Origin of the sequence: Paraburkholderia tuberum STM678, from assembly GCF_902833905.1 — a bacterium.
GTDB lineage: Bacteria > Pseudomonadota > Gammaproteobacteria > Burkholderiales > Burkholderiaceae > Paraburkholderia > Paraburkholderia tuberum.
This window is the reverse complement of sequence record NZ_CADFGP010000020.1, coordinates 20,489-47,443: the sequence shown is the minus strand read 5'-3', so window position 1 is coordinate 47,443 and position 26,955 is coordinate 20,489. Positions and strand designations below refer to the sequence as shown.

25 protein-coding genes are annotated in these 26,955 nt (G+C 63.8%); 7 read left to right on the top strand and 18 right to left on the bottom strand.

Annotation, left to right across the window (positions count from 1 at the left end; all coding sequences use genetic code 11):
* The first annotated feature begins 35 nt into the window (after positions 1 to 35).
* Complete coding sequence (locus HWY30_RS18860; RefSeq protein WP_090802060.1) at positions 36 to 653, top strand: nitroreductase family protein; 618 nt, start codon at positions 36 to 38, stop codon at positions 651 to 653.
* A 103-nt stretch (positions 654 to 756) separates the two neighbouring features.
* Here the strand turns inward: HWY30_RS18860 and HWY30_RS18855 are convergent, their stop codons facing one another.
* A complete protein-coding gene (locus tag HWY30_RS18855) occupies positions 757 to 2,250 on the bottom strand; it encodes an MFS transporter (protein ID WP_090802058.1) in 1,494 nt (497 codons plus the stop codon).
* Positions 2,251 to 2,438: 188 nt separating this feature from the next.
* On the opposite strand from HWY30_RS18855, the gene HWY30_RS18850 reads away from it, so the two are divergent.
* Positions 2,439 to 3,689: an Hsp70 family protein gene (locus tag HWY30_RS18850; protein WP_090802057.1), complete on the top strand. Its 1,251-nt coding sequence runs from the start codon at positions 2,439 to 2,441 to the stop codon at positions 3,687 to 3,689.
* A 134-nt stretch (positions 3,690 to 3,823) separates the two neighbouring features.
* On the opposite strand, the gene HWY30_RS18845 is transcribed toward HWY30_RS18850, so the two are convergent.
* Positions 3,824 to 4,027, bottom strand: coding sequence for a cold-shock protein (locus HWY30_RS18845; RefSeq protein ID WP_007180251.1), 204 nt, complete (start codon positions 4,025 to 4,027; stop codon positions 3,824 to 3,826).
* Positions 4,028 to 4,457: 430 nt separating this feature from the next.
* Here HWY30_RS18845 and HWY30_RS18840 point away from each other — a divergent pair, with 430 nt between their 5' ends.
* The gene (locus HWY30_RS18840) at positions 4,458 to 6,053 is read left to right on the top strand and encodes an APC family permease (protein WP_090802055.1); all 1,596 of its coding nucleotides are present in this window, start codon (positions 4,458 to 4,460) and stop codon (positions 6,051 to 6,053) included.
* A 117-nt stretch (positions 6,054 to 6,170) separates the two neighbouring features.
* On the opposite strand, the gene HWY30_RS18835 is transcribed toward HWY30_RS18840, so the two are convergent.
* The 7 genes from HWY30_RS18835 to HWY30_RS18805 form a co-directional block, all read right to left on the bottom strand.
* Positions 6,171 to 6,956 carry a DODA-type extradiol aromatic ring-opening family dioxygenase gene (locus tag HWY30_RS18835; RefSeq protein ID WP_090802054.1) on the bottom strand — a complete coding sequence of 262 codons (786 nt, stop codon included), beginning with the start codon at positions 6,954 to 6,956 and terminating at the stop codon, positions 6,171 to 6,173.
* A 134-nt stretch (positions 6,957 to 7,090) separates the two neighbouring features.
* On the bottom strand, positions 7,091 to 7,693 hold the full coding sequence (locus HWY30_RS18830) for a UbiX family flavin prenyltransferase (RefSeq protein WP_090802052.1): 603 nt from the start codon (positions 7,691 to 7,693) through the stop codon (positions 7,091 to 7,093).
* A gap of 40 nt (positions 7,694 to 7,733) precedes the next feature.
* Positions 7,734 to 8,045 (bottom strand): Grx4 family monothiol glutaredoxin, encoded by a 312-nt coding sequence (gene grxD / locus HWY30_RS18825; RefSeq protein WP_018420101.1) that lies wholly within the window; start codon positions 8,043 to 8,045, stop codon positions 7,734 to 7,736.
* 112 nt (positions 8,046 to 8,157) lie between these two features.
* Complete coding sequence (gene prmC, locus HWY30_RS18820; protein WP_090802051.1) at positions 8,158 to 9,045, bottom strand: peptide chain release factor N(5)-glutamine methyltransferase; 888 nt, start codon at positions 9,043 to 9,045, stop codon at positions 8,158 to 8,160.
* A gap of 10 nt (positions 9,046 to 9,055) precedes the next feature.
* Positions 9,056 to 10,138 carry a peptide chain release factor 1 gene (gene prfA / locus HWY30_RS18815; protein WP_090802049.1) on the bottom strand — a complete coding sequence of 361 codons (1,083 nt, stop codon included), beginning with the start codon at positions 10,136 to 10,138 and terminating at the stop codon, positions 9,056 to 9,058.
* Positions 10,139 to 10,259: 121 nt separating this feature from the next.
* Positions 10,260 to 11,546 (bottom strand): glutamyl-tRNA reductase, encoded by a 1,287-nt coding sequence (gene hemA / locus HWY30_RS18810; protein WP_090802047.1) that lies wholly within the window; start codon positions 11,544 to 11,546, stop codon positions 10,260 to 10,262.
* 80 nt (positions 11,547 to 11,626) lie between these two features.
* Positions 11,627 to 12,337, bottom strand: a complete 711-nt coding sequence (locus HWY30_RS18805) for a response regulator transcription factor (protein WP_090802046.1) — start codon at positions 12,335 to 12,337, stop codon at positions 11,627 to 11,629.
* 229 nt (positions 12,338 to 12,566) lie between these two features.
* On the opposite strand from HWY30_RS18805, the gene HWY30_RS18800 reads away from it, so the two are divergent.
* The 3 genes from HWY30_RS18800 to HWY30_RS18790 are packed head-to-tail and all read left to right on the top strand — an operon-like array spanning position 12,567 to position 15,329.
* On the top strand, positions 12,567 to 12,839 hold the full coding sequence (locus HWY30_RS18800; protein ID WP_090802044.1) for a hypothetical protein: 273 nt from the start codon (positions 12,567 to 12,569) through the stop codon (positions 12,837 to 12,839).
* Between the two features lie 18 nt (positions 12,840 to 12,857).
* On the top strand, positions 12,858 to 14,672 hold the full coding sequence (locus HWY30_RS18795; RefSeq protein WP_090802043.1) for an aminopeptidase P family protein: 1,815 nt from the start codon (positions 12,858 to 12,860) through the stop codon (positions 14,670 to 14,672).
* 33 nt (positions 14,673 to 14,705) lie between these two features.
* Positions 14,706 to 15,329 (top strand): HAD family hydrolase, encoded by a 624-nt coding sequence (locus HWY30_RS18790; protein WP_090802041.1) that lies wholly within the window; start codon positions 14,706 to 14,708, stop codon positions 15,327 to 15,329.
* 14 nt (positions 15,330 to 15,343) lie between these two features.
* On the opposite strand, the gene HWY30_RS18785 is transcribed toward HWY30_RS18790, so the two are convergent.
* The 9 genes from HWY30_RS18785 to ychF all read right to left on the bottom strand — a co-directional run bounded on the left by HWY30_RS18785 (position 15,344) and on the right by ychF (position 26,150).
* On the bottom strand, positions 15,344 to 16,468 hold the full coding sequence (locus HWY30_RS18785) for a DUF748 domain-containing protein (RefSeq protein ID WP_090802040.1): 1,125 nt from the start codon (positions 16,466 to 16,468) through the stop codon (positions 15,344 to 15,346).
* A gap of 158 nt (positions 16,469 to 16,626) precedes the next feature.
* On the bottom strand, positions 16,627 to 18,291 hold the full coding sequence (gene ettA / locus HWY30_RS18780; protein WP_090802038.1) for an energy-dependent translational throttle protein EttA: 1,665 nt from the start codon (positions 18,289 to 18,291) through the stop codon (positions 16,627 to 16,629).
* Between the two features lie 231 nt (positions 18,292 to 18,522).
* Complete coding sequence (locus tag HWY30_RS18775; protein ID WP_090802037.1) at positions 18,523 to 19,611, bottom strand: sn-glycerol-3-phosphate import ATP-binding protein UgpC; 1,089 nt, start codon at positions 19,609 to 19,611, stop codon at positions 18,523 to 18,525.
* A 50-nt stretch (positions 19,612 to 19,661) separates the two neighbouring features.
* Positions 19,662 to 20,507: a sn-glycerol-3-phosphate ABC transporter permease UgpE gene (gene ugpE, locus HWY30_RS18770; protein ID WP_090802035.1), complete on the bottom strand. Its 846-nt coding sequence runs from the start codon at positions 20,505 to 20,507 to the stop codon at positions 19,662 to 19,664.
* Positions 20,504 to 21,388 carry a sn-glycerol-3-phosphate ABC transporter permease UgpA gene (gene ugpA / locus HWY30_RS18765; protein ID WP_090802034.1) on the bottom strand — a complete coding sequence of 295 codons (885 nt, stop codon included), beginning with the start codon at positions 21,386 to 21,388 and terminating at the stop codon, positions 20,504 to 20,506. The genes ugpE and ugpA overlap by 4 nt, the downstream gene beginning before the upstream one ends.
* 72 nt (positions 21,389 to 21,460) lie before the next feature.
* Entirely contained in the window at positions 21,461 to 22,786 is a 1,326-nt protein-coding gene (ugpB, locus tag HWY30_RS18760; protein WP_090802032.1) for a sn-glycerol-3-phosphate ABC transporter substrate-binding protein UgpB, read from the bottom strand.
* Positions 22,787 to 23,011: 225 nt separating this feature from the next.
* Positions 23,012 to 23,584, bottom strand: coding sequence for a DUF4276 family protein (locus tag HWY30_RS18755; protein ID WP_279613292.1), 573 nt, complete (start codon positions 23,582 to 23,584; stop codon positions 23,012 to 23,014).
* A gap of 17 nt (positions 23,585 to 23,601) precedes the next feature.
* Positions 23,602 to 24,807 (bottom strand): AAA family ATPase, encoded by a 1,206-nt coding sequence (locus HWY30_RS18750; RefSeq protein ID WP_090802030.1) that lies wholly within the window; start codon positions 24,805 to 24,807, stop codon positions 23,602 to 23,604.
* A gap of 248 nt (positions 24,808 to 25,055) precedes the next feature.
* Positions 25,056 to 26,150: a redox-regulated ATPase YchF gene (gene ychF, locus HWY30_RS18745; RefSeq protein ID WP_090802028.1), complete on the bottom strand. Its 1,095-nt coding sequence runs from the start codon at positions 26,148 to 26,150 to the stop codon at positions 25,056 to 25,058.
* A 268-nt stretch (positions 26,151 to 26,418) separates the two neighbouring features.
* Here ychF and HWY30_RS18740 point away from each other — a divergent pair, with 268 nt between their 5' ends.
* Entirely contained in the window at positions 26,419 to 26,787 is a 369-nt protein-coding gene (locus tag HWY30_RS18740; protein WP_244144941.1) for a hypothetical protein, read from the top strand.
* Positions 26,788 to 26,955: the final 168 nt, after the last annotated feature.

The window sequence follows — 26,955 nt, the reverse complement described above, 5'->3', positions numbered from 1 at the left end:
TATGCTATGTGGCCTCGGGCAGCCGCCCGGAGAACATGAATATCTACCGAGAGAAGCGCATGGCCACCAAACCCGCCTCAACCGAAGTTGCCATTCACGAGCTGATTGCAGGCCGTTGGAGCCCTCGCGCGTATTCGAGCGAGCCGGTGAGCCGCGATCAGTTGCGCGCCGTGCTCGAAGCGGCGCGCTGGGCGCCGTCTTCATATAACGTGCAGCCTTGGCGTTTTGTGGTATTCGATCGCAGCGTCGACGAAGTCGCGTTCAAGAAGGCTTTCGCCACGCTGGTGCCGTTCAACCAGGGCTGGAATGCGCTTGCGCCGGTGCTGATCGCGGTGACCGCGCACACACTGACCAACAAGGGCGAGGTAAACCGCTGCGCGTTCTACGACGCCGGCGCGGCGGCGATGTCGCTGGTGCTGCAAGCGCACGCGCTCGGCCTCGCCGCGCACCAGATGAGCGGCTTCGACGTGAACGCGTTCCGTACCACCTTCGAACTACCAAAGGACGTCGAGCCGATCGCGATGATCTCGCTCGGCCATTACGGCGACGTCGACAAACTGGACCCGGTCCTGCGCGAACGCGAGAAGGCGCCGCGTCAACGCGCGGCGCTCGCGGATATCGCGTACGCCGGCGCCTGGAAGAAGGCGTTCTGAGCGATGGATTCGCCGCGCTTGCCGCGCGATTTCGCGTAAAGGGAAGAAAGCAGTCGATGAGCAACTAAGCGGTCAGGCACGCGCGGCACGGTCCGCGCGTTTTTCATGCAGCGCCGTCCATGCCGTTCTCGCCATCCGTCACGCTGGACAGCGGCGCGGCCACATGCTCGAGCGACTTGCGCTCCGCGTCGACACCCCAGATCGCCGCGACGAGCGCCGCCGCGAGCATCAACGCCGAGCCGACCAGATAGCCCGAAAACACCTCGCTGCGCTGATGCGTATCGATCAGCCGACCGAAAAACGCCGGCCCGATGATGCCGCCGAGCGCGGTGCCGAACGCATAGAAAACCGCGATCGCGAGCGCGCGGATTTCGAGCGGAAACGATTCGCTCACGGTCAGATACGCGGAACTCGCGGCCGCCGACGCAAAGAAGAAAATGACCATCCAGGCGACCGTCTGCGTGACGACGCTCAGCAGTTGCTGCTCGAACAGATAGCCGGACAGCGTCAGCAGGATCGCCGACATCGCGTAGGTCGCGGCGATCATCTTGCGTCGGCCGATCACGTCGAACAGCCGCCCGAGCACGAGCGGCCCCAGGAAATTGCCGAGCGCGAAAGGCAGCAGATACCAGCCGATGTCGTCGCCCGGCACGTGATAGAAGTCGGTGAGGACGAGCGCGTAGGTGAAAAAGATCGCGTTGTAGAAGAATGCCTGCGCGGTCATCAACGTGAGACCGACCAGCGCGCGGCGCCGGTGCACGTTGAACAGCGTGTGGAACACCTCGCGCAACGGCGTATGGTCGCGCGCGCGCAGCCGCAGCCGCGTGAGGGCGTCGTCGGCGAGCGTGTGACCGGCGTCGCGAAAACGCGTCTCGATGCCCTCGACGATCGTGCGGGCGTCGCGCTCGTCGCCGTGCGTGAGTAACCAGCGTGGGCTTTCGGGTATCCAGATGCGCATCGGCAGGATCACCAGCGCGAGCACCGCGCCGATGAAAAAACACGCGCGCCAGCCCCAGTCGGAAGGCAGTAGGTGCGGATCGAGCAGCACCAGCGAGCCCGCGGCGCCGAGCCCCGCGCCCACCCAGAACGTGCCGTTGATGCCGAGGTCGGTCCAGCCGCGCACGCGTGCCGGCGTGAATTCCTGGATCGTCGAATTGATCGCCGTGTATTCGCCGCCGATACCCGCGCCGGTCAGGAAGCGGAACAGCATGAAGCTCATCAGATTCCACGACAGCGCGGTCGCCGCGGTCGCGGCCAGATACAGCGTCAGCGTGACGAAAAACAGCTTGCGGCGGCCGAGCCGGTCGGTCAGCCAGCCGAAACCGAGCGCACCGAGCACCGCGCCGGCAATGTATGCGCTGCCCGCGAGGCCGACCTCGGCATTCGAAAAGCGCAGCGCCGGGCTGGTTTTCAGCGCGCTCGCGACCGCGCCGGCAAGCGTCACCTCGAGGCCGTCGAGCAGCCACGTCACGCCGAGCGCAACCACGATCAGCGTATGAAAGCGGCCCCACGGCAGACGGTCTAGCCGCGACGGCAGATCGGTTTCGATCAGCGTGGCGTGCTGGTCATCGACGGCGGCGGTGGGCGGCACGCTCATGACGCGAAGTCTCCTCGATGGCGAAATGGGGCGGCATATCCGGTCGGACGCAGCAAGATGCATTCCGCGCCATGATTTCAATCGATCTTGCGGCCGTCCCGGCAGCTTCAGTTGATGCTGCCGGAGTTTTCGTGATACAAAGCCGCTCCCCTTTCTTTGCGCGCCAGCCGTGAGCGGCCATTCCTGCCATGAACTATTGCGCGATTGACTTCGGTACTTCCAATTCGGCCGTCGCGGTTCCGATCGGCCCGCAGCTGAAGCTGGCGCCGGTCGAAGGCGCGTACACGACGCTGCCCACCGCGGTCTTCTTCAATACCGACGAACACACCAGCGAATTCGGGCGCGCGGCGCTCGCTGCTTACATCGACGGTTTCGACGGCCGGCTGATGCGCTCGATGAAAAGCATTCTCGGCTCGCCGCTCGCCGAGAATACGACCGATCTCGGCGACGGCAGTGCGATCAAGTACACCGACGTGATCGCGACGTTCCTGACTCACCTGAAGCGCGCGGCCGAGGCGAGCGCCGGCGGCGCGATTGACCGCGCGGTGCTGGGCCGCCCGGTGTTCTTCGTCGACGACGACCCGCGCGCCGACCAGATGGCGCAGCAACAGCTCGAAGCCGCTGCGCGCACCGCCGGCTTGCGCGACATCCACTTTCAGTATGAACCGATCGCGGCTGCGTTCGACTACGAATCGCACCTGAGCGCCGAGGGGCTCGTGCTTGTGGCGGACATCGGCGGCGGTACGTCGGACTTTTCGCTCGTGCGAGTGGGGCCGGAACGGATGAAGCGCGTCGAGCGCAAGGACGATGTGCTCGCGCACCACGGCGTGCACGTCGCGGGTACGGACTTCGACCGCCGCGTCGAACTCGCGACGATACTGCGCGAACTCGGCTACCAGTCGCTCGATCCGCAAGGGCGCGAAATCCCGAACCGGATTTATTTCGATCTCGCGACCTGGCACCTGATCAACACCGTCTACACGCCGAAGCGCGTCAGCGAACTCGCGCTGATGCGGCACCTTTTCACGGAGACAAAGCACCACGACCGGCTGATGCGCGTGGTCGAGCAGCGTTTCGGGCACGCGCTCGCCGCCCACGCGGAAGAGGCGAAGATCGGCGTGGCGGCGGGCGGCGAAACCGTGATCGATCTCGAGCAGGTGGAAGAGGATCTGCGTCTCGCGTTCGACGAAGCGCAGCTCGTCAAAGCAGGCGAGGAAGAAACGCGACGCATCGTGCAGGCCGCGCGCGATACGGTGCAGGCGGCCGGCGTCGCGCCGCGCGATGTCGACGCGATCTATTTCACCGGCGGGTCGACCGGCCTCGCGTTTCTGTCGGGCGCGTTGGCCGCGGCGTTTCCAGACGCGCAAGCGGTATTCGGCGATCGTCTCGCGAGCGTGGCGACTGGCCTCGGTATTCATGCGCGGCGTGTATTCGGATAATCCCGAATAATCAACAAATAATCCGCCGCGGATTGCGAAGTAACGCGAAGTTAATCGGCGCATTCAGATTGGCCGCCGTAATAAAAAACCCCGCCGAGGCGGGGTTTTTTTGCGTCCAGAAGGAAGCGCGGAGCTTACACCGGCTTGATGTTAGCCGCTTGCTTACCCTTCGGGCCCGTCTTCACTTCAAACGTGACCTTTTGGTTTTCTTGCAGCGTCTTGAAGCCTTCAGTGCGAATTTCCGAGAAATGCGCGAACAGATCTTCACCGCCGCCGTCCGGAGTGATGAAGCCAAAGCCCTTAGCGTCGTTGAACCACTTGACGGTACCGGTTTCCATATTACTTTTTCCTAAAAATGGTGAATAAGGCCGAAGCCCGGGGTGCATGAAAATCAAGGAAGGGGGTAATGGGACCAACCGGAGTACCGTTGATGGGCGAACTACGAAAGAACCACTTCACTCGCCACTTGAAATCCTGCCCGAACGTTATACGGCGAATTCGGACGAAGGTCAACAGTCTAGACGAAACTTTGCCGGACTGATCCGAAACTTTCTTACAAAGCTTGCGCAGGGGGACAACTTTTTGCTAGGGGGAACCCTTAGTTCGGCTGCGGTTTCGCTGCAGTAACACGGTGCAACCGTTAAACTACGCGCCGCGCGTCGGTTGCACCTATTCCGCATCTGGACGCGCTTACATGCGCGTCACCCCGTCCCCACCGCCACAAGCGATGTCACGCGGTGCCGACATGGTTCTGATTTAGGAGAAGACTTGAAAAGTTCTATACAACGGAACATCGGGCCATTCGCGCTGATGCTGACCGGTCTGGGCTCGATCATCGGTTCGGGTTGGCTGTTCGGCGCGTGGAAGGCTGCAAAAATTGCCGGTCCGGCTGCGATTTGCGCATGGATCATCGGTGCGGTCGTGATTCTCGCGATTGCGCTGACCTACGCGGAACTTGGCGCGATGTTTCCGGAATCTGGCGGGATGGTGCGCTATGCGCGCTACTCGCACGGCGCGCTGGTCGGTTTCATCAGCGCGTGGGCCAACTGGATCGCGATCGTGTCGGTGATCCCGATCGAGGCCGAAGCATCGATCCAATATATGAGTACCTGGCCCTATCCCTGGGCGCATGCGCTGTTCGTCGACGGGTCGTTGACGACCAACGGCCTGCTGTTGTCCGCCGGGCTCGTCATCATCTATTTCCTGCTCAACTACTGGGGCGTCAAGCTGTTCGCGCGCGCCAACTCGGCGATCACGATCTTCAAGTTCCTGATCCCGGGCGCAACGATCGTCGGCCTGATGATGACAGGCGTCCACACCGAGAACTTTGGTCAGACGACCACGTTCGCGCCGTACGGCTGGTCGGCGGTGCTGACCGCAGTCGCGACGAGCGGCATCGTGTTCGCATTCAATGGTTTCCAGAGCCCGATCAACCTGGCCGGTGAAGCGCGAAATCCGGCCAGGAGCGTGCCGTTCGCGGTGATCGGCTCGATCCTGCTCGCGCTCGTGATCTACGTGTTGCTGCAGATCGCATACATCGGCGCCGTGAATCCGGCCGACGTGATGAAGGGCTGGAGCCACTTCAGCTTTGCTTCGCCGTTCGCGGAACTGGCGATTGCGCTGAACCTGAACTGGCTGGCGATCCTGCTGTACGTCGACGCGTTCGTGAGCCCGAGCGGCACCGGTACGACCTACATGGCAACCACCTCGCGCATGATCTACGCGATGGAGCGCAACAACACGATGCCGAAGATGTTCGGTAACGTGCACCCGTTCTATGGCGTTCCGCGCAACGCGATGTGGTTCAACCTGCTCGTCTCGTTCATCTTCCTGTTCTTCTTCCGCGGCTGGAGTTCGCTCGCGGCGGTGATTTCGGTCGCGACCGTGATCTCGTACCTGACCGGCCCGATCAGCCTGATGGCACTGCGCCGCGCGGCAACCGATCTCGAGCGCCCGCTGCACATCGCCGGCATGAAGGTGATCGCGCCGTTCGCGTTCGTCTGCGCGTCGCTGATCCTGTACTGGGCGAGGTGGCCGCTGACCGGCGAAATCATTCTGCTGATGGTCGTCGCGCTGCCGGTGTATTTCTACTTCCAGGCGAAGTCGGGCTTCGAGGGCTGGGGCCGTGACCTGAAGGCTGCCTGGTGGCTGGTCGCGTATCTGCCGATCATGGCGATCCTGTCGCTGATCGGCAGCAAGGAGTTTGGCGGCTTCGGCATTCTGCCTTACGGCTGGGACATGCTCGTCGTGATCGCCTTCGCGTTGGTGTTCTACTTCTGGGGCGTGAACAGCGGCTATCGTTCGGAGTATCTGGACGAGCGGCTCGAGCACGACGAAGTGCTCGAAGTTATCGGCGCGCATTGAGCGCCGGTCGAAACCGAAGATCCGCTCGACGCGGGTCTTTCGGGGCCGATAAAAAGCCCGCCCGATCGATGATCAGGCGGGCTTTTTGTTGACCTTTGTGCGCGACCCCGCGCCGGATCAGGCGGTCCCGAACACGTAGTTCGTCATCGCGAGCGAGCGTTGGTAGGTGCCGAGCGACTGGATCGCGAGCGAATAGTCGTCGTCGGCGGCACCGAGCGCGGCGAATACCGGCAACAGATGCTCGTCGGTCGGATGCATCAACACCGCGTGCGGCGCCTGGCGGCGATAGTCGAGCAGCGCGTCGAGATCGCGCGCGACGAGCTTGTCCTCGAACCAGTCGGTGAATTCGGCCACGCGCGGATCGGCGTCTTCCGGGCGCGCGGAGAAATCGGCGGCGCGCAGGTTATGGGTGATCTGGCCGGAGCCGATCACCATCACGCCTTCGTCTTTTAGCGCGCGCAGCGCGCGGCCGACGCGGAAATGATGCGCGGCGTCCTTGTGCGGTTGGATCGACAGTTGCGCGATCGGCACGTCCGCTCGCGGAAATATCAGCAGCATCGGCACCCATGCGCCGTGGTCGAGTCCGTGCGGCTGCACGTCCGCGACGATGCCGCTCGCGCCGAGCAGCGCGGCGGCGCTACGTGCGATGTCGGGCGCGCCCGGCGCCGGATATTGGATTTCATAGAGCTGGCGCGGAAAACCATAAAAATCGTGGATGGTTTCAGGCGCCGTCGCGATGCTCGCGAGTGGCTGCGCGGTGCCCCAGTGCGCCGACAACATCAGGATTGCCTCGGGACGCGGCAGTTGCGTGGCGAGCGCGCCGAACTGGGCGGACGGCATCGACGGATCGATCGGCAACGTGGGTGCGCCGTGAGACAGGAAAAGCGAAGGTAAGCGGTTCATGACAGCAACGCGGCCGCGTAAGCACGGCACGGAGAAATTGGGTTGCTACCAATATAGGTCCGCACGCCAGCTTGATAAATGGGTTCGGCGGGAATTGATTGCGTCGCAGCCGTTGTTAATCCGCGTTGTCGCGGTTAATCCTGCGCGCCCCGCAATCCTTCCCACGCCGGCGACAACGCCGGCCCAAGCGCAAACAGATCGAGCACGCGTGCGACAGTGTGGTCGACCATCTCGTCGATCGAAGCAGGCCGGTTATAGAACGCGGGCAGCGGCGGGAAGATCACTCCGCCCATTTCGGTGACGGCCGTCATATTGCGCAGATGCGCGAGATTGAACGGCGTTTCGCGCACCAGCAGCACGAGACGGCGACGCTCCTTCAGTGTGACGTCGGCGGCGCGGGTGATCAGGTTGTCGGCGAAACCGTGCGCGATGCTCGCGAGTGTTTTCATCGAGCAGGGCGCGACGATCATGCCGTCGGTCGCGAACGAGCCGGACGCGATGCTCGCGCCGACATCGCGCACCGAATGGACGACATCCGCGAGCGGATGCACGTCTTCCTTGCCCAACTCGAGTTCATGCTGGATGTTGAGCCAACCCGCGCTCGAAATCAGCAGGTGGCTCTCGACGCCGCCGAGCCGCCGCAGCGTCTCGAGCAGCCGGATGCCGTAGATGGCGCCGGAGGCGCCGGTGATCGCGACGATCAGCCGGCGAGGCACCGCGGTGCGTGCTTGCTGCATGGCTTGCGGCGCCTGATGAAGCGAACGAAGCGTAGAACGCTCAGGCCGCGGCGAACAGCTGCTGCAGTTCGCCCGATTCGTACATCTCCATCATGATGTCCGAGCCGCCGATGAATTCCCCCTTCACGTAAAGCTGCGGAATGGTCGGCCAGTTCGAGAACACCTTGATGCCCTGACGGATTTCGTCGTCTTCGAGCACGTTGACGGTCTTGATTTCACCGGCACCGCACGCCTTCAGGATCTGGATGGCGCGGCCGGAAAAACCGCACATCGGGAACTGGGCCGTGCCCTTCATGAAGAGAACGACGTTGTTGCCGTCGACGATTTGCTTGATGCGTTGTTGCGTATCCATGACTGACCTTGCGGTTCCGATAAAGGATGGGAATAGGCTGAAATGATAGCGGATTTCGCTACGGGCGGCCGCAGCCACGTCGCGCCTGGGGTTTTAGCCTCGGCGACCGCGCTCAGGCCGCAGCGGCGCGCAGCACGCCGCCGCTGATCCGCTCGATGCCGGCGAGATCGCGCGCCGAGCGGACCTCGGCAAAACCGCGTTCGCTCAACAATGCGCGCACGGCTTCGGCCTGGTCGTAGCCATGTTCGATCCAAACCGTGCCGTCGGCGGCGAGACGCTCGGGGGCGCCGGCGACGATCGCGCGGATCGCGCTGAGGCCGTCGGCCTCGTCGGTGAGCGCGCCGCGCGGCTCGAAGCGCAGATCGCCCTCACGCAGATGCGGGTCGCCGCTCGCGATATACGGTGGATTGCTGACGATCGCATCGAAGCGCAACGCGGCGTCGAGCGAGCCGTACCAGTCGCTGGGCAGGAAAACGACGGCGCCCCCCGGGCGTTTCACGTCGAGCAGGCGCGCGCCGTTGCGCGCGGCGACGGCGAGCGCGTCGGCCGAGCGGTCGAGCGCCCAGACCTGCGCGTCGGGCCGCATCGACGCGATCGCCACCGCGATTGCGCCGGTCCCGGTGCCGAGATCGAGCACACGTGGGCGCGGCCGAGGTTCGATCGCCGCGAGCGCGGTCTCCACCAGCAGCTCGGTCTCAGGACGCGGAATCAGAACATGCGGCGTCACTTCGAATTCGAGCCCGAAGAACTCGCGCGCACCGACGAGCTGCGCGACCGGCTCGCCGGCCATGCGCCGCGCCTCGAGCGTGCGATAACGCTCGACGCTTGCGCGTTCGAGCGGCTCCTCGCCGCGCGTGATCAGCTGCGTGCGCCGCCAACCGAGCACATGCGTGAGCAGAATCCGCGCTTCGAGCGGCGGCAGCGGCGATGCGCGCAATAGCGCCTCGGCCGTGGGGGGCAGAGCGGTGGGGTCGAGCGGAGCCGGGGAGGCGTCGGTCATTGTCGGGGCGTTAGTCCGCGTCGCCGAGCGAAGCCAGCAGTTCGGCCTGATGCTCGCTGACGAGCGCCGCGATCAGTTCTTCGAGATCGCCGTCCATGATCGCGTCGAGGCGATACAGCGTCAGGTTGATGCGGTGATCGGTGAGGCGCCCCTGCGGGAAGTTGTACGTGCGGATGCGCTCCGAACGGTCGCCCGAGCCGATCAGGTTCTTGCGCGTCGCCGCTTCCTTCGCCTGCTGCTCGTGCGCCTGCTTGTCCTTGATGCGCGCGGCGAGCACCTTCAGCGCGCGATCCTTGTTCTTGTGCTGCGAGCGGTCGTCCTGACATTCGACGACGATGCCCGTCGGCAAGTGCGTGACGCGCACCGCCGAGTCGGTCTTGTTGATGTGCTGGCCGCCCGCGCCCGACGCGCGGAACGTGTCGATACGCAGATCGGCCGGGTTGATCTCGACTTCGCCGATCTCGTCCGCTTCCGGCATCACCGCGACCGTGCACGCCGAGGTATGGATGCGGCCCTGCGTTTCGGTGGCCGGCACGCGCTGCACGCGATGCCCGCCCGACTCGAACTTCAGCTTCGAATACGCGGCATCGCCGGCAATTCGCACGATCACTTCGCGATAGCCCCCGAGGTCCGATTCGCTCGCCGACATCATCTCGACCTGCCAGCGGTTGCGCTCGGCATAGCGCAGATACATGCGCAGCAGATCGCCCGCGAACAGTGCGGATTCGTCGCCGCCGGTGCCCGCGCGGATTTCGAGGAAAATGTTGCGCTCGTCGTTCGGGTCTTTCGGCAGCAGCATTTTCTGCAGTTCGACGCCGAGCGTCTCCATACGATCGCGTGCTGCGCGGATTTCCTCTTCGGCGAAATCGCGCATCGACGCGTCGGCGAGCAGGTCCTGCGCGGTGGCGGCGTCGTTTTGCGCCTGGCGCCACAGCCCGTAATGCTCGACGACCGGGTCGAGCTCCGCGTGTTCGCGCGTCAGCTTGCGGTACTGGTCGAGGTTGGCGGTGATGTCCTCGCGGCTCAACAGGTCGTTCAGTTCGGCCAGCCGGGTGGTCAGCTGGTCGAGCTTGCGTTGCATGCTCGTTTTCATCGGGCGGGTAGCGGAGCGGACTCCGGAATGGATGCGGCCAGGGGAACGGGCGAATGCCCGGGGCGGAAGCACTTTGCGAGCCACGGCGGTGGCGCGCGGGGGTGCGGCGAGCACTGCGCCGCTAACGCTCGGTAGAGCCGGGGTGTTTGTAGAAGCCGCTCATCAGCTCGATCAGCTTGTCGCGGTTGTCGGTGCTCGCGCGATTCAGCGCGTGCGTAGGACCATGGATCAGCTTGTTGGTGAGCGATTGCGACAGTGCCTCGAGGACTGCGGCCGGATCGTCGCCGCGCGCGAGCATTTTCTGCGCGCGTTCGACCTCTGCGCGGCGCAGCGTGTCGGCCTGCGTGTGCATGTGGCGGATCACCGGCACGATGCTGCGCGCATCAAGCCACTGCATGAAGTTCTGCACGCGCGTTTCGATGATCGCTTCGGCCTGCGCGACCGCGGCCTGGCGCGACGCATTGCCTTCGCGGACGATCGCACCGAGGTCGTCGACGGTGTACAGGAACACGTCTTCGAGCTGGCCGGCTTCGGGTTCGATGTCACGCGGCACCGCGAGGTCGACCATGAAAATCGGCCGGTGACGGCGCGCCTTGACCGCGCGCTCGACCGCGCCAAGACCGATGATCGGCAACGTGGACGCCGTGCACGACACGATGATGTCGAATTCGTGCATCCGCGCGGGGAGCTCGGAGAGCGGAATGGCGCGGCCGTTGAAGCGCTCGGCGAGCCGCATGCCGCGCTCGGCGGTTCGGTTCGCGACGACGAGTTCCCGCGGATGCTGCGCCGCGAAGTGCGTCGCGCAAAGCTCGATCATTTCGCCAGCACCGATGAACAGCACGCGCTGGTTCGCGATCTTGTCGAAAATGCGTTGGGCGAGGCGTACCGCGGCGGCGGCCATCGACACCGACTGCGCGCCGATCTCGGTGGTGCTGCGCACTTCCTTCGCGACGGCGAAGGTGCGCTGGAATAGCTGATTCAGGTAGGTGCCGAGGGCGCCGGCTTCGGAGGCGGTGCGCACCGCGTCCTTCATTTGTCCGACGATCTGCGTTTCGCCGAGCACCATCGAATCGAGCCCCGACGCGACGCGGAACGCATGGCGCACGGCTTCGGACTGCGGCAGCGCATAGACGTGCGGCGCGAGCTCATCGATCGGGAGGTTGTGGTACTTCGACAGCCACTGCACCGAGGCTTCGCGCGCGGCGAGGTCGTCGGTCGCGCAGTAGAGTTCAGTGCGGTTGCAGGTGGACAGAATTGCCGCCTCGGGCGCGTTGGGGGCCATGTGGCCCAGCCAGATGCCTTTGAACGTATCCAGAGCGGGCTTTATCTGTTCGAGCGGAAACGCCACGCGTTCGCGCAAGGCGACAGGCGCAGTGTGATGGTTGATTCCGATCGTTAGAAGCTGCATTTGGGGGGAGCTATCGTTCAGCCCTATATTATAGCGTTTCCACGATACTCACATTCTGCCCGCCATATATCCCGCATGCGTCAGTTCGCGCCTGTCAGGCTCTCCGGCGGGATCGCGTCGAGCTGGTAACCGTAACCATAGATCGGCGTCAGCGTGTAGCCAAGCTCCGGGCGCAGTTGCAACTTGCTGCGCACGCGCGACGCGTGGGTGTCGATGGTGCGCGAATTTACGTCACGGCGGCGGGCCCACACGGTTTCGAGAATATGCGCGCGCGACACCGGCCGCGCGAGATTGTTGAACAGCACCAGCGCGAGACGGAATTCCTTCGGCGTCAGGATCACGGTCAGGTCGCGGAATGTCACGGCCAAATTCGCCGCGTCGAACGTATAGCCGCCGATCACGTCGCGTCGACGGTTGGGCGGCCGCCGCAGGCCCGCACGGCGCTGCAGCGCCTCGACACGCGCGAGCATTTCGGGGCCGCGCACTGGCTTGCTGAGACAGTCGTCGGCGCCGGCATGCAGCGCGGCGACGATCTGGCATTCGCGCGGTGCGCTCAGCAGCATCATGACGGGCAGGCCCGGCAGAATGGAGCGCGCGCGCGGGATCACGTCTTCGGCGCAATGGTCGCCGGCCCAACTTTCGGTGATCAACAGGTCGAAAAATTCGTCGGTAGCGCGCTGCAGGAAGGTGGCGCTAGTGGTGAAGTGCTGGCACGCGTGGCCGCCGGCGAAAATGAGCCGGTCAACCAGTTTGGCGTGTTGCAGGTCGGGTTCGATAAGGGCGATGCGCATGGCGCTGCGTCAGCCTGGCAACGGGCGAAGCATGAGGCGTTTTCGTCAGACTTACAACTTGCCTAAGCACACCCCGATCCCTAAACTCAACCGCTATGCGGAAAGCGCCGTGCTGAACTTGTATAGTTGAGGAGGCAAAAATGCTAGCGTTGGCGGCTCCTTTCGCCTATGAGACGAATCCGAAATTGATCTTGCCGTGTTTGAGCGCCCAGTCTGGAGTCGACGCCTGATGGGTTGGCCAGGCATTCTCGTACTCGGCGCGGTGATCGGCCTCGCGGGCTGGTGGTTGCATCCGCAGCGCCGCGCGAGCCGCGCCCGCTGGTGGGCCGCGCTGTTGGCCGGTGTGCTCGGCACGAGCGTCGCGCGGATGGCCGGCAACGTGACAAGTCTCTTCCATGACGGCGACATGCTCGAATGGCCGGTATGCACCGCCGTCGCGCTCGTCGCCGTGACGGTCGGTCTCTTGTCGCGTCAATCAACGCGCCGGTCAATCCGTCGATGAATCCTTGCAGGTAACTCCATGAACGCCCGACTTCCCGAAACCTCCTCCATTCCCGAGCGCCTCGCGAACCTGCGCGCCGCGATGGCGCGCGAGGGCATTGCCGCTTACCTCGTGCCGTCGGCGGATCCGCATCTGTCCGAGTATCTGCCAGGGCGCTGGCAAGGCCGCCAGTGGCTGTCGGGGTTCACCGGCTCGGCCGGCACGCTGATCGTCACCGCCGATTTCGCCGGCGTCTGGACCGACAGCCGCTACTGGGAGCAGGCGAGTGCGCAGCTCGCCGGCAGCGGTGTCGAGCTGATGAAGATGACCGGCGGCCAGCTCACGACGCCGCATTTCGAATGGCTCGCGCAGAACGTCGCGAGCGGCGGCACGGTCGGTGTGGACGGCGCGGTGCTGGGCGTCGCGGCCGCGCGCGCGTTGAGCGCCGCACTGAACGCGCGCGGCGTGCAATTGCGCACCGACCTCGACCTGTTCGACGCGATCTGGGCGCAGCGCCCGGCGCTGCCCGCCGACGCCGTCTTCGAGCACGCCGCGCCGCAAGCGGGCGTCACACGTGCGGACAAGCTTGCGCAGGTGCGTCGCGCGATGGTCGAGAAAGGCGCGCAGTGGCACTTCATCTCGACGCTCGACGACCTCGCCTGGCTGCTGAATCTGCGCGGCGCCGACGTCAGCTACAACCCGGTGTTCGTCGCGCACGCGCTGATCGGCGTGGATCGGGTGTCGCTATTTATCGCCGACGGCAAGGTGTCGCCGGCGCTCGCCGAAGTGCTCGCGCGCGACGGCATCAGCGTCGAGCCGTACGTGAAAGCCGCCGCCGCGCTTGCTGCGCTGCCAGCCGGCAGCACGCTGCTGATCGATCCGCGCCGCATCACGTACGGCTCGCTGCAGGCGGTGCCGTCGTCGGTCAAGGTGGTCGAGGCGGTCAATCCGTCCACTTTCCTGAAGTCGTGCAAGACCGCCGCCGATGCCGCGCACGTGCGTGAGACGATGGAGCAGGACGGCGCCGCGCTCGCCGAATTCTTCGCGTGGTTCGAAAGCGCGCTCGGCCGCGAGCGCATCACCGAGCTGACGATCGACGAGCGTCTGACGGCAGCTCGCGCGCGCCGTCCCGGCTTCGTGTCGCTGAGCTTCGCGACGATCGCGGGCTTCAATGCGAACGGCGCGATGCCGCACTATCGCGCGACCGAGGAGTCGCATGCGGTGATCGAAGGCAATGGCCTGCTGCTGATCGATTCGGGCGGCCAGTATCTGAGCGGCACGACCGACATCACACGCGTCGTCCCGGTCGGCACGCCGAGCAGCGAACAGCGCCGCGATTTCACCGTCGTGCTGAAGGGCATGATCGCGCTGTCACGCGCGCAATTCCCGCGCGGCATCCGCTCGCCGATGCTCGACGCGATCGCGCGCGCGCCGATCTGGCAGGCCGGCGCCGACTATGGCCACGGCACCGGTCACGGGGTCGGCTACTTCCTGAACGTGCACGAAGGCCCGCAGGTGATCTCGCACTACGCACCGGCCGAACCGTGGACCGCGATGGAGGAGGGCATGATCACGTCGAACGAGCCGGGTCTGTATCGGCCGGGCAAGTGGGGCGTGCGAATCGAAAACCTCGTGCTGAACGTGGCCGCGGAAAAAACCGAATTCGGCGACTTCCTGAAGTTCGAAACGCTGACGCTGTGCCCGATCGACGCGCGCTGCATCGAGCTGTCGCTGCTGCGCGACGACGAGCGCGCGTGGCTCAACGCGTATCACGAGACGGTGCGCGCGCGCCTCGCGCCGCATGTATCGGGCGACGCGAAAGCGTGGCTGGAACTGCGCACGCAACCCATCTGAGCGTAGCGACGACCTTCCAAAGGAGCGTGGTGCATGGCGATCAAGGCAGTGGTGTTCGATTTCGGCGGTGTGCTGATCGACTGGAGTCCCGAGTACCTGTACCGCGAGCTGATTCCCGACGAACTCGAGCGCCGCTGGTTCCTCACGCACGTCTGCTCGATGGACTGGGTGATCCGCCAGGATGGCGGCCAGCCGATCGTCGAAGCCACCGACGAGCTGATCGCGCGGTTTCCCGATCACGAACCGCTGATCCGCGCGTTCTATGAGCGCTGGCACCAGATGGTGGCGGGTGTGCTCGACGACGGCATCGCGCTGATGGAAAAGCTCGAAGCGGCCGAGGTGCCGCTCTTCGGGCTGACCAACTGGTCGGCCGAGACGTTTCCGTACGCGTGGGAGCACTATCCGGTGCTGCGGCGGTTTCGCGACGTCGTCGTGTCGGGGCGCGTGAAGCTCGTGAAGCCCGACCCGGCGATCTTCGCGGAGATGCGCCGGCGCATCGAACTGCAAATGCCCGGTGTCGAGCCGGCCGAACTCGTCTTCATCGACGACAACGCGAAGAACGCCGAAGCCGCGAAGGCGCTCGGCTGGCACGGCGTGCATCACACGAGCGCCGCGCAAACGGAAGCCAAGCTGCGCGAGTTGGGCTTGCCGGTTTGAGCTGACCGCCGCCGCTACTGCCCCAGCAGATTCTTCAGCGCATTACCGAGACCCTTGACGGTCTCGCCCGCACCCTTCGCGACGCCTTCGACGCTGACCCCGAGCGCCTGCGCAAACCCCGCGCCGATGCGCGCGAGGATCCCTTCGCGCACCGAGAACTTCGGATCGCGCAGATCGCCGTCGAGCACGAAATGCAGCGTGATATTGCCGTTATGCGTCTTCAGCGCCGCGACGGCGGCGCGGGTCGGAATCGACATGAACGTCTCGAGCGGATTGTCGGATTCGGCGAGCTGCAGGTTGTGGACTGTCACCGTGCCGGGCGCATGGAGATGATAGTTCCGCACCGTCGAGTCGATCGTCAGATCGACGGTGCCGCCCGTCACCTGTGCGCGCGTGCCGGCCTTCTTCAGCAGATACGGATCGAGCATCGCAATATCGACGCCGTGCAGCGTGCTCGTCGTCTGCGAATCGCGGCTGGCGATTTTGATCCAGCCGTCGAACGTCACGGTGCCCGTATGCGCCGGCCCCTTCATCGCGCCGCGAACGCTGACATGGGTCGGTTCGGTAAGCGCCGGCAGATGCAGATGGTCGACGCTCGCGTTCGCGTTGCTGACCGTGACCTTGAACGGCGGCGGCCCGACAGTCATGTCGTAGAAATGGAAGTTGCCGTGTTCGAAGCGGATATGGTCGACCAGCTTTTCGCGCGGGATCGGCGGCGCCGTGCCGGCGTTGCCCGGCTGATCGCCGCGGTTCAGCGATTCGCGCAGGTTCGGCAGCAGATTCAGCGAGCCGTCCTCCGTGCGTAACACGGCCATGTCGAAGCCGCGCACGACGACCTCGCGGATATGCATGCGCCGCGCGATCAGATCGCGCACGTCGGGGGTGATCGTGATTTCGTCGGCGCGTAGCGGTTCACCCGCAGGCCAGTCGGGCGGCGCTTTTAGCACGACGTGGGTGAGGTGTACCGAGGTGAGGCCGACGTCGATACTGTCGGCGCTGCCAAGCGGCCCGAGCGCCGCGCTGACGCGATTCTTGACTTCCTGTTGCGCGAATTGCATCGCGCCGATCGCGATCAGAACCAACGCCAAAAGCGTTCCGCCCACGATGACGATCCAGCGCCTGCCCTTCGACATCGCCATGCCTGTCTCCTCGTCGCCGCGTCGCGCGGCGGTGTGTTGACCGTCTGTCGCGTGCGCGAGACTTTAACGCGCGCGCCTCCATCTAGCGACGATTAGCAACGCGCATGTCCCGCGGCCCGTCCGGTATTGCGCCAGACGGACCGTCGCCCGCCCGCTTCTTAACGCGAGATCGGCTTGTAGCGCAGGCGCTTCGGCCGCGCGCCTTCCTCGCCGAGACGCGCGCGCTTGTCCGCTTCGTATTCCTGGTAGTTGCCGTCGAAGAACGTGACTTGCGAGTCGCCTTCGAACGCGAGGATATGCGTCGCGATGCGATCGAGGAACCAGCGATCGTGCGAAATCACGAGCACCGAGCCCGCGAATTCGAGCAGCGCGTCTTCGAGCGCGCGCAGCGTTTCGACGTCGAGGTCGTTCGACGGTTCGTCGAGCAGCAGTACGTTGCCGCCCGCGATCAGCGTCTTCGCCAGATGCAGACGACCGCGCTCGCCGCCGGACAGATTGCCGACGATCTTCTGCTGGTCGCCGCCCTTGAAATTGAAGCGGCCGATATACGCGCGCGATGGTGTTTCGTACCTGCCGACCGTCAGCACGTCCGCGCCGCCCGAGATTTCCTCGAACACGGTCTTGGTGCCTGCGAGCGCTTCGCGGCTCTGGTCCACGTACGCGAGCTTGACGGTCGGACCCTGCACGATTTCGCCCGAATCGGGTTGCTCGCGGCCGGTCAGCATACGAAACAGCGTCGATTTGCCGGCGCCGTTCGGACCGATGATGCCGACGATCGCGCCGGCCGGGATCTTGAAGCTGACGTTATCGAGCAGCAGCCGGTCGCCGTACGACTTGCTGACGTTCTTGAACTCGATCACTTCATTGCCGAGGCGGTCGCCGACCGGAATGAAGATTTCCTGCGTTTCGTTGCGCTTCTGGTAGTCCTGGCTGTTCAGTTCCTCGAAGCGCGCGATACGCGCCTTCGACTTCGCCTGGCGGCCCTTCGGGTTCTGGCGCACCCACTCGAGTTCCTTCTTGATCGCCTTCTGGCGCGCGGACTCCGACGCTTCTTCCTGCTTCAGGCGCTCTTCCTTCTGATCGAGCCAGCTGCTGTAGTTGCCCTTCCACGGAATGCCGTGGCCGCGGTCGAGTTCGAGAATCCACTCGGCGGCGTTGTCGAGGAAGTAGCGATCGTGGGTGACGGCGACCACGGTACCCGGGAAGCGCGTCAGGAACTGCTCGAGCCATTCGACCGATTCCGCGTCGAGGTGGTTGGTCGGCTCGTCGAGCAGCAGCATGTCGGGCTTTTGCAGCAGCAGCTTGCACAGCGCGACGCGGCGCTTTTCGCCGCCCGACAGATGCTCGATCTTGGCGTCCCATGCCGGCAGGCGCAGTGCGTCGGCGGCGATTTCGATCTGCTGCTCGGCGCTGCCGTCGGTCGTTGCGAGGATCGCTTCGTACTTCGCCTGCTCGGCGGCCAGCGCGTCGAAGTCGGCGTCCGGCTCCGCGTAGGCCGCGTAGATTTCGTCGAGCTTCTTCTGCGCTTTGAACACGTCGCCGAGGCCTTCCTCGACCGCTTCACGCACGGTTTTCTGCGGATCGAGTTGCGGCTCCTGCGGCAGATAGCCGATGTTCAGGTTCGGCATCGGTGTCGCTTCGCCTTCGATCTCCGTGTCCACACCGGCCATGATGCGGATCAGGGTCGACTTGCCCGAGCCGTTCAGGCCGAGCAGGCCGATCTTCGCGCCGGGGAAGAACGATAGCGAAATGTCTTTCAGGATCTGGCGCTTGGGCGGCACGATTTTGCCGACCCGGTTCATGGTGAAAACGTATTGGGCCATTAGCTTGCAGTAGACGTTGACGACGCCGGCCGCGTGCGGGCGGGCAGTCGGGGGTGAATGGGTAATCGGTGTGAGGGCCGGGCGGAACACCCGGCGCCGGCCGGCGCGGCGTCGGATTCGACGACGCTGCCGCGCGCGGCATGTGGTTCAGGTGGCATTGTACTTCGCGGCGAGGGCCGGGCGGCAGGGGGTTCCGGCGGCGGGCCGCCGTCGCGGCGCGCCGCGGGCGTCTCAGTTCGCGCGCCGTCCAGTCGCCGGATCGAAGAAGTGCAGATGCTGCGCGGGCAGCACGACCTGCAGCGCCTCGCCGGCCGCGGGACGATGCGCGTGCGGCAGCCGCGCGGTCACATCGTGCTTGCCCCAGCGGCCGTGCGCGAGATTGTCCGCGCCGAGAATTTCGCAAGAATCGACGCTCAGTGTCGCGAACGGTGCGTTGGCCGTGCCCGGGCTCAGATGCTCGGGGCGAATGCCGAGCGTCCACTCGCGGCCTGTCGCGACTTCGCGGCCGATCGACGGCACGCCCGCGAGCGGCAGCTTCGGGCCGTTGCCCGCAACGTCGAAGGTCGAGCCGTCGTCCGCGACACGGCCTTCGAGCAGGTTCATCCCCGGCGAGCCGATGAAGCTCGCGACGAACACCGTGGCCGGCCGCTCGTAGACTTCGGTCGGCGCGCCGATCTGCTCGGCGTGGCCCTGGTTCATCACGATCACGCGCTGCGCCAGCGTCATCGCTTCGATCTGATCGTGCGTGACGTACAAACTCGTGGTCTTGAGGCGCGCATGCAGGCGCTGGATTTCGAGGCGCATCTGCACGCGCAGACGCGCGTCGAGATTCGACAGCGGCTCGTCGAACAGAAACACCGCCGGCTCGCGCACGATCGCGCGGCCCATCGCGACGCGCTGCCGCTGCCCGCCCGACAGCTCGCGCGGCTTGCGCTGCAGCAGCGCGCCGAGCTCGAGAATCTGCGCGGCGGCTTCGACGCGTTTTGCGATCTGCGCACGATCGACGCCCGCGATCTTCAGCGCGTAACCCATGTTCTCGGCCACGCTCATATGCGGATACAGCGCGTAGTTCTGGAACACCATCGCGATGTTGCGATCCTTCGGCTCAAGCTCGTTGACGACCTTGCCGGCGATCGAAATGCTGCCGTCGGAGATGCGCTCGAGCCCGGCGACCATTCGCAGCAAGGTCGATTTGCCGCAGCCGGACGGCCCGACCATGACGACGAATTCGCCGTCGGCGAGGTCGACGTCGATGCCGTGCAACACGAACTGTTTGCCGTCGTAGGTTTTCTTAACGCTTTGCAGAGTCAGTGCAGCCATGCCGTTCTAGCCTTTGATTTTGAGTGCTTGTCGCAGTCCGCCATACCGGATCATTTTTCCGAATCCACGAGGCCGCGCACGAACCAGCGCTGCATCGTCAGCACGACGGCGAGCGGCGGCAGCATCGCGAGCAGCGTGGCCGTCATCACCAGATGCCATTCGGTCGCGGTATCGCCCGAGGCGATCATCCCCTTGATGCCGATCACCGCGGTGATCAGCGACTGCTGGCTGGTGATCAGGATCGGCCACAGATACTGGTTCCAGCCGTAGATGAACGTGATCACGAAGAGCGCCGCCATCGTGGTCCGCGACAGCGGCAGCACGACGTCCCAGAAGAAGCGCAGCGCGCCCGCGCCGTCGATGCGCGCGGCTTCCATCAGCTCGTCCGGCAGTGTCTTGAAGAACTGGCGGAACAGGAACGTCGCGGTCGCCGACGCGATCAGCGGCAGCGTCAGACCGGTGTACGTATTGCTCAGATGCATCGACGACACCACCTGCACGGTCGGGAAAATCCGCACTTCGACGGGCAGCATCAGCGTGATGAAGATCAGCCAGAACGCGAGCGTGCGGAACGGAAAGCGGAAGTAGACGATCGCGTACGCGGAGATCATCGACACGGCGATCTTGCCGATCGCGATGACGAGCGCCATCACGAGGCTGTTGACCAGCATGCGATTGAACGGCGCCGCGGCGTTGCCGGTGCCCTGCGTCCAGATCGTGACGATGTTCTCGAACAGATGCGTGCTCGGCACGAGCGACAGCGGCACCGTGAACACCTCGTGCTCGCTCATCGTCGCCGCGCAGAACGCGACGTACACCGGAAACACCACCAGCGCGACGCCGATGATCAGCACCGCGTGACAGAACAGGTCGAAACCGCGTCGGTTCTCGATCATGAGTATTGAACCCTGCGTTCGATGAAGCGGAATTGCACGACGGTCAGCGCCACGACGATGATCATCAGCACGACCGACTGCGCGCCCGAGCTGCCGATGTCGAGCCCCTGGAAGCCTTCGGCGAAAATCTTGTAGATCAGCGTGCGGGTGGCCTGGCCTGGACCGCCGCCGGTCGCCGCGTCGATCACGGGAAAGGTGTCGAAGAACGCGTAGGTGATGTTGATCACCAGCAGAAAGAACGTGGTCGGCGACAGCAGCGGCAGGGCGATGCCGAAGAAGCGGCGCACCGGACCGGCGCCGTCGATCGCGGCCGCTTCGATCAGCGAGCGCGGAATCGCCTGCAGGCCCGCATAGAAGAACAGGAAGTTATAGCTGATCTGCTGCCAGACCGACGCGAGCACGACGAGGAACATCGCCTGACCGGGGTTCAGCGCGTGATTCCATACGATGCCGTGTTTCGCGAGCGCATACGTGACGAGGCCGATGCTCGGGTTGAACAGGAACGACCACAGCACCGCGGCGATCGCGGGCGCGACCGCGTACGGCCAGATCAGCAGCGTTTGATAGGCCTTCGCGCCGCGCGTCACGCGATCCGCGCAGACCGCGAGCAACAGCGAGATCACGAGGCCCGACACGGTGACGAGCGTGCAGAACACGATCGTCGTGTTGAACGACGCCAGATACAGCGGGTCGGCGAACAGCTGTTTGAAGTTTGCGAGTCCGACGAACGCGCTCGACGTACCGAACGCGTCCTGGGTTTGCGTCGATTGCCAGAGCGCGACGCCCGCCGGCCACAGGAAGAACACGAGCGTGATGAGCAGTTGCGGCGCGACGAGCAGGTAGGGCAGCGCGCTGGTGCCGAAGTAGGAGCGCTTTTCCATCGGAATGTCCAGAGTGTGCTGCAACGACGGGTTCCCGCGCAGGAGCGCCGGAACCCTGCCTGCAGGCGATGCTTAGTTGCTGGCCTTTTCGAAGCGGCGCAGCAGGTCGTCGCCGCGCGCGACGGACGAGTCGAGCGCCTGTTGCGGCGTCTTCTTGTCCGCCCACACCTGCTCGAGTTCTTCGTCGATCACGGTGCGGATCTGCGGCATGTTGCCCAGACGCAGGCCCTTCGTGAACGGCAGCGGCGGCTTGTTCAGCATCTGGCGGATCGCGGTGTCGCTGCCGGGGTTCTTGTCGTAGAAGCCCTGCTGGCGCGTCAGGTCATACGCGGCGGTCGTGATCGGCAGATAGCCCGTGTCCTGATGCCACTTCGCGGCGACTGGCGCCGTGGCCAGATAGGCGAGGAACTTCGCGACGCCCTTGTAGACGGCCGGGTCCTTGCCCGACAGCACCCACAGGCTCGCCCCGCCGATGATCGCGTTCTGCGGCGCGCCCTTCACGCTGTCGTCGTACGGCATCATGCCGGTGCCGAAGTTGAACTTCGCGTATTTCTTGATCGTCGCGAGCGAGCCTGACGAGTTCGTGATGATGCCGCAGTCGCCGCTATAGAACTTCGACACCGGTTCGTCCTTGCGGCCGACATAGGTGAACGTGCCGTCCTTCGCCATGTTCTGCAGGAACTGGATGTGCGCGACCTGCAGCGGCTTGTTGAATTCGAGCTGCGCGTCCATGCCGTCGAAGCCGTTGTTACGCGACGCGAACGGCGCCGCATGCCACGCGCTGTAGTTCTCGAGCTGAATCCAGCTTTGCCAGCCCGACGAGTAGCCGCACGACATGCCCGAGGCCTTCAGCTTCTGCGCATCGGTGTGCAACTCGGCCCAGGTCTTCGGCGGCTGGTTGGGATCGAGGCCAGCCTTCTTGAACGCATCCTTGTTGTAGTACAGCACCGGCGTCGAGCTGTTGAACGGCATCGAGATCAGTTCGCCGGTTTTCGAGTCGCTGTAATAGCTCGCGATGGTCGGCACGAAGGCTTTCTGATCGAGCGGCAGGCCCGCGTCCTTGAATACCTGCGTGACCGGGACGATGGCTTTCTTCGCCTGCATCATCGTCGCGGTGCCGACCTCGTAGACCTGCAGGATGGCCGGCGCATTGCCGCTGCGATAGGCGGCGATGCCGGCGGCGAGGGTCTGGTCGTAGGTGCCCTTGAACACGGGCACGATCTTGTAGTCGTTTTGCGATTTGTTGAAGTCGTTCGCGATGTCGTTCAGACGTTCACCCAGTGCGGCTTCCATGGCGTGCCAGAACTGGATTTCGGTCGCGGCGTGAGCCGCCTGGCTGACGCCGATGCTCAATACAGCGGCGACGGAAAGTGAGCGGAACAGCGGCTTGTAATTCATCGATTTGTCTCCGGTTCGGAAGGGGCGCGGACGCGAATCGCGCGATTCTAGTTGTGTTCGATGACATTCCGGCGTCGGCGCGCGGGAAGCCGAAATTTAGCATTGGCTGTCAGGGAAAGGAAATAAACGGGAGGCGAAAATTGGAGGTGACCGGGACAGCGTTGGAGGCTCAAGGGGACGATATTGAGCGCCAAGCCAAGGTGTGTTTCGGTTTGAATTTCCGGTTCAAGGACGCTGAGAGACATGGGTCTGCCATTCCTTGTGCAACTTGCGAAACGAGCGGCTGTTGTCCAATGCTTGTTGCAGATCCATCCTTGCGGTGAATGCAGGTTGATCGAGTATTTCGCTGTACGTGCCACTTTGCATATGCTCTCTCATCCATCCTTTGGCATTACGCGGAGTCTCTGCATCTAGTAATTCAGTGGGTGCAATAGAAAAGCCACGCGCTCCGTCAAGGGACGGCGCCGCCGCAATGAACCAAGCCTCGAACTCTCGATTCGCCAGGACAACCGATAACCGCCGATGTGGCACGTATTGTCGTGCGCGCTCGAATATCTTCTGTCCGAGTCTTGCCGGGCAATCGTCATCCGCATCTAGTACGATCAAGATCCATCCATCCTCGCCAGTCTTGGCAGCCGCCAGGAGCAATTGCCTGCGGAATTCCTCTTCTTTGTTCAAAAACCTGTCTCGCCGTACCCGAATAGGCTGTAGAGGGTTTATCACCGTGTCAGGAGACCATTGGGCAGCCATCCTTCGCAAGAGTATCGGCAATGCCGAGACTTCCCCATCACCCTCCACAATCGACGCGATGGGAATCACGACCGCACCTCGCTGAACAAATCGAACTGGACTTCGCTTTGCTGCTTGATGATTTGGCGGTCAGGCGCCAACTGGTTCATTCGTAATAGTTCTCCGGCGGAAAACAGATGATCACGCAACATTTGACGGGAAGCTTGGTCCAACGGAGCAATCTGTGTTTCCCCTCCCTCAGAGACGACGGCTAGGATGGCGTCTACGTCGATACCACGGTCATCTAGCAGATCAGGGCTATGGCTAGTCACAAGCACTTGTGTGTGCTTGGCCGACTGAACTAAAACCTCTCTTAAGGCCGCACTCGCTGCCGGGTGCAGCGCCGTTTCCGGCTCTTCAATGCCGATCAAAGTGGGCGCGTAATCAACATTGGTTTGGAGTAGCGCTGTCAACACGCCGAGCGCACGCAAGGTGCCGTCGGACATGTTCTGAGCCAGAAATTTCCACGGATACTTCGCTCCTGCCATATCCTGTCGAAACTCGAGCGTCTCCATTGGACCGATGGCCTTGCGCTCCACGCCATGCACCATGGGCACGACTGACTGGAGGTATTCTTTGATGGCCCCCACGCGATCCGGTGCCACGCGCTCGAGATGACCGATGACGCTAGCGATATTTTCGCCCACGGGCTTAAGCAAACGGCCATCCTGCGGCTTTTGAAGCTCACGCATCAATTTGGGGTTCAGGTTATAAAACCCCATCGCAGTTAAGGCATCGAACACGGGCCTGAATGCCGTGAAGCCTGATGCCGCCACGAGAGCCAACCGGTCAGCGGTAATGGCAGGAAAGGCAGTTTCGCTACTGTCGAGTAAGCGGCCTTTCTCTATGCGGAAGAAAGGTCCCTTGCCGATGCCATCGATCACACATTTTTCGTGTTGTACTTCATAGCCTCCGCTGGCCATGGCACCGATGTCGAAGGCATACCATCCGTAGCGACCATCCTTGAGTCGAAACTCGATCCGGATGCCGAAATGCGTTGGATGTCTACTCGAACGTCGCCGCACTTCATTCAACCCACCTCGTTCATTAATCGCGTTGTCCAAGGAACCTGCCAAAGCATCGCGAACGAAGTGCAAGGCATCTAAAAAATTGCTTTTGCCAGCACCGTTCTGCCCGACAAGATATGTCAGGGGCTGCAAGCGGACGTCACAGTGACCGATGCTCTTGTAGTTGCGCAGCACTACGCGCTGGATAAAAACGGTATGCGACATGAAAGCCTCACTGTCCGGACAATCGCTTCAACGAGCCAACCGGTCTGAATGGGTTACTGTACTTTTGACACCATTAATTACCTTACCCCTCAGGTGATTGATTACCTCGAGGCTTCCCTCTGCATTGCTAGGACTGCGCGAACAATAGAAAGCCGCGGCGAATCTCATTCAGAAGGCTACCTATTTGAAATCCGGTAGTTGGCCTTCCATTCAACGCACTCGTGCTCTGTTGGAAGCAGTAGTCGGCTTTAGACGTTGAACAAAAAGTTCATCACGTCGCCATCATGCACGACGTACTCCTTGCCTTCCGCGCGCATCTTGCCGGCTTCCTTCGCGCCTTGTTCACCCTTGTAGGTGATGTAGTCGTCGAAGCTGATCGTCTGCGCGCGGATGAAGCCGCGCTCGAAGTCGGTGTGGATCGCGCCGGCCGCCTTCGGCGCCGTATCGCCGACGTGGATCGTCCACGCACGCACTTCCTTCACGCCGGCCGTGAAGTAGGTCTGCAGGCCGAGCAGCTTGAAGCCCGCGCGGATCACGCGGTTCAAGCCCGGCTCATGCATGCCCATGTCGGCGAGGAAGACTTCCATGTCGGCTTCGTCGAGGTCGGCGATTTCCGCTTCGACCGCCGCGCACACGGCCACGACCGGCGCGCCTTCAGCAGCCGCGAACTTCGTGATCGCGTCGAGGTGCGGGTTGTTCTCGAAGCCGTGTTCCTTCACGTTGGCGACGTACATCGTGGGCTTGGCGGTGATCAGGCAGAACGGCTTGAGGGTAGCCTTTTCTTCATCGGTCAGATCGAGCGCGCGGACCGGCTTCGCCTGGTCGAGCTGCGCGCGGACCTTCTCCAGCACCGCCGCGTTCTTCGCGGCTTCCTTGTCGTTACCCGACTTGGCCGCCTTGGAATAGCGCGCGAGCGCCTTCTCGACCGTGGCGAGGTCGGCAAGTGCGAGCTCGGTGTTGATCACCTCGATGTCCGACAGCGGATCGATCTTGTTCGCGACGTGAATCACGTTGTCGTCTTCGAAGCAGCGTACGACGTGCGTGATCGCGTCGGTTTCGCGGATGTTCGCGAGGAACTGGTTGCCGAGGCCCTCGCCCTTGCTTGCGCCGGCCACCAGACCGGCGATGTCGACGAACTCGACCACGGCCGGCAGGATGCGCTCCGGCTTGACGATTTCGGCGAGCGCCTTCAGCCGCGCGTCCGGCACCTCGACGATGCCGACGTTCGGCTCGATCGTGCAGAACGGATAGTTTTCGGCGGCGATTCCCGCCTTGGTCAGCGCGTTGAACAGGGTGGACTTGCCGACGTTGGGCAGGCCGACGATGCCGCATTTGAGGCTCATGGAAATCCTTCAGTGAATCAGTAGGTTGCGTGATGCGCTCGACGCTGCGCGCGGATTCGGAAAGCCTTCGCGTAAGGTGGGGCGCGGCAGGCTCAGCGGAGCGGACAAAACACCGAATCGGGGCGTTGGCTCGACGATTGAGTGCGAGTTTTCACGGAAAGCGCAATTGTAACCCGTTCGCCCGCGCGGACCCGCCGGCGCATTGGCCCGAAGCCACTGTAGAATCGTCAGTTCAAAGCCGGCAGAGCTCAATTTCCGGGGGAGCAACGTGGGACTCATCAGATGGGTTGGGATCGGCGTCGTCGCCGCGGTCGTGGTGGGCTCGGTCGCGACATGGGTCGCGCCGAATTTCGACGAAGCGCAGGCCACCACGGACCGGCAGACCATCGATTGTTTGACGACCCGCCTGTCGCACGAAGATCACGCCGACATCGCGCGGTTCGCCGATAAGAACGACTACGACTCGCTATGGCGCGTGTTCGACCGCGTGTTCCCCGACTGCGCGGTACGCAGCGATCAGCGCGATCGCAAGGCGGAGCTCGAGGCGGCCGCGTGGCGCAACCTCTCGTCCAATCGCGACTTCATGCGCATGCGCGAGGCGAACGCGGCGCTCGCGGCAAGCGCCGCGACGCATTAGCACGACGCATCGAGGCCGCGCGGCCACCGGCCCGGGACTCAAATGCGCGTGGCCGCCAACGCATGAAGTGCGGGTTGCGCGAGCGGTCGGCATCAGACTCGCACAGTCCCGGCCGACAACCTCAGGCTCTGCCCCCAGACACCATGTCCGGCACGAGCCCGCGAGACC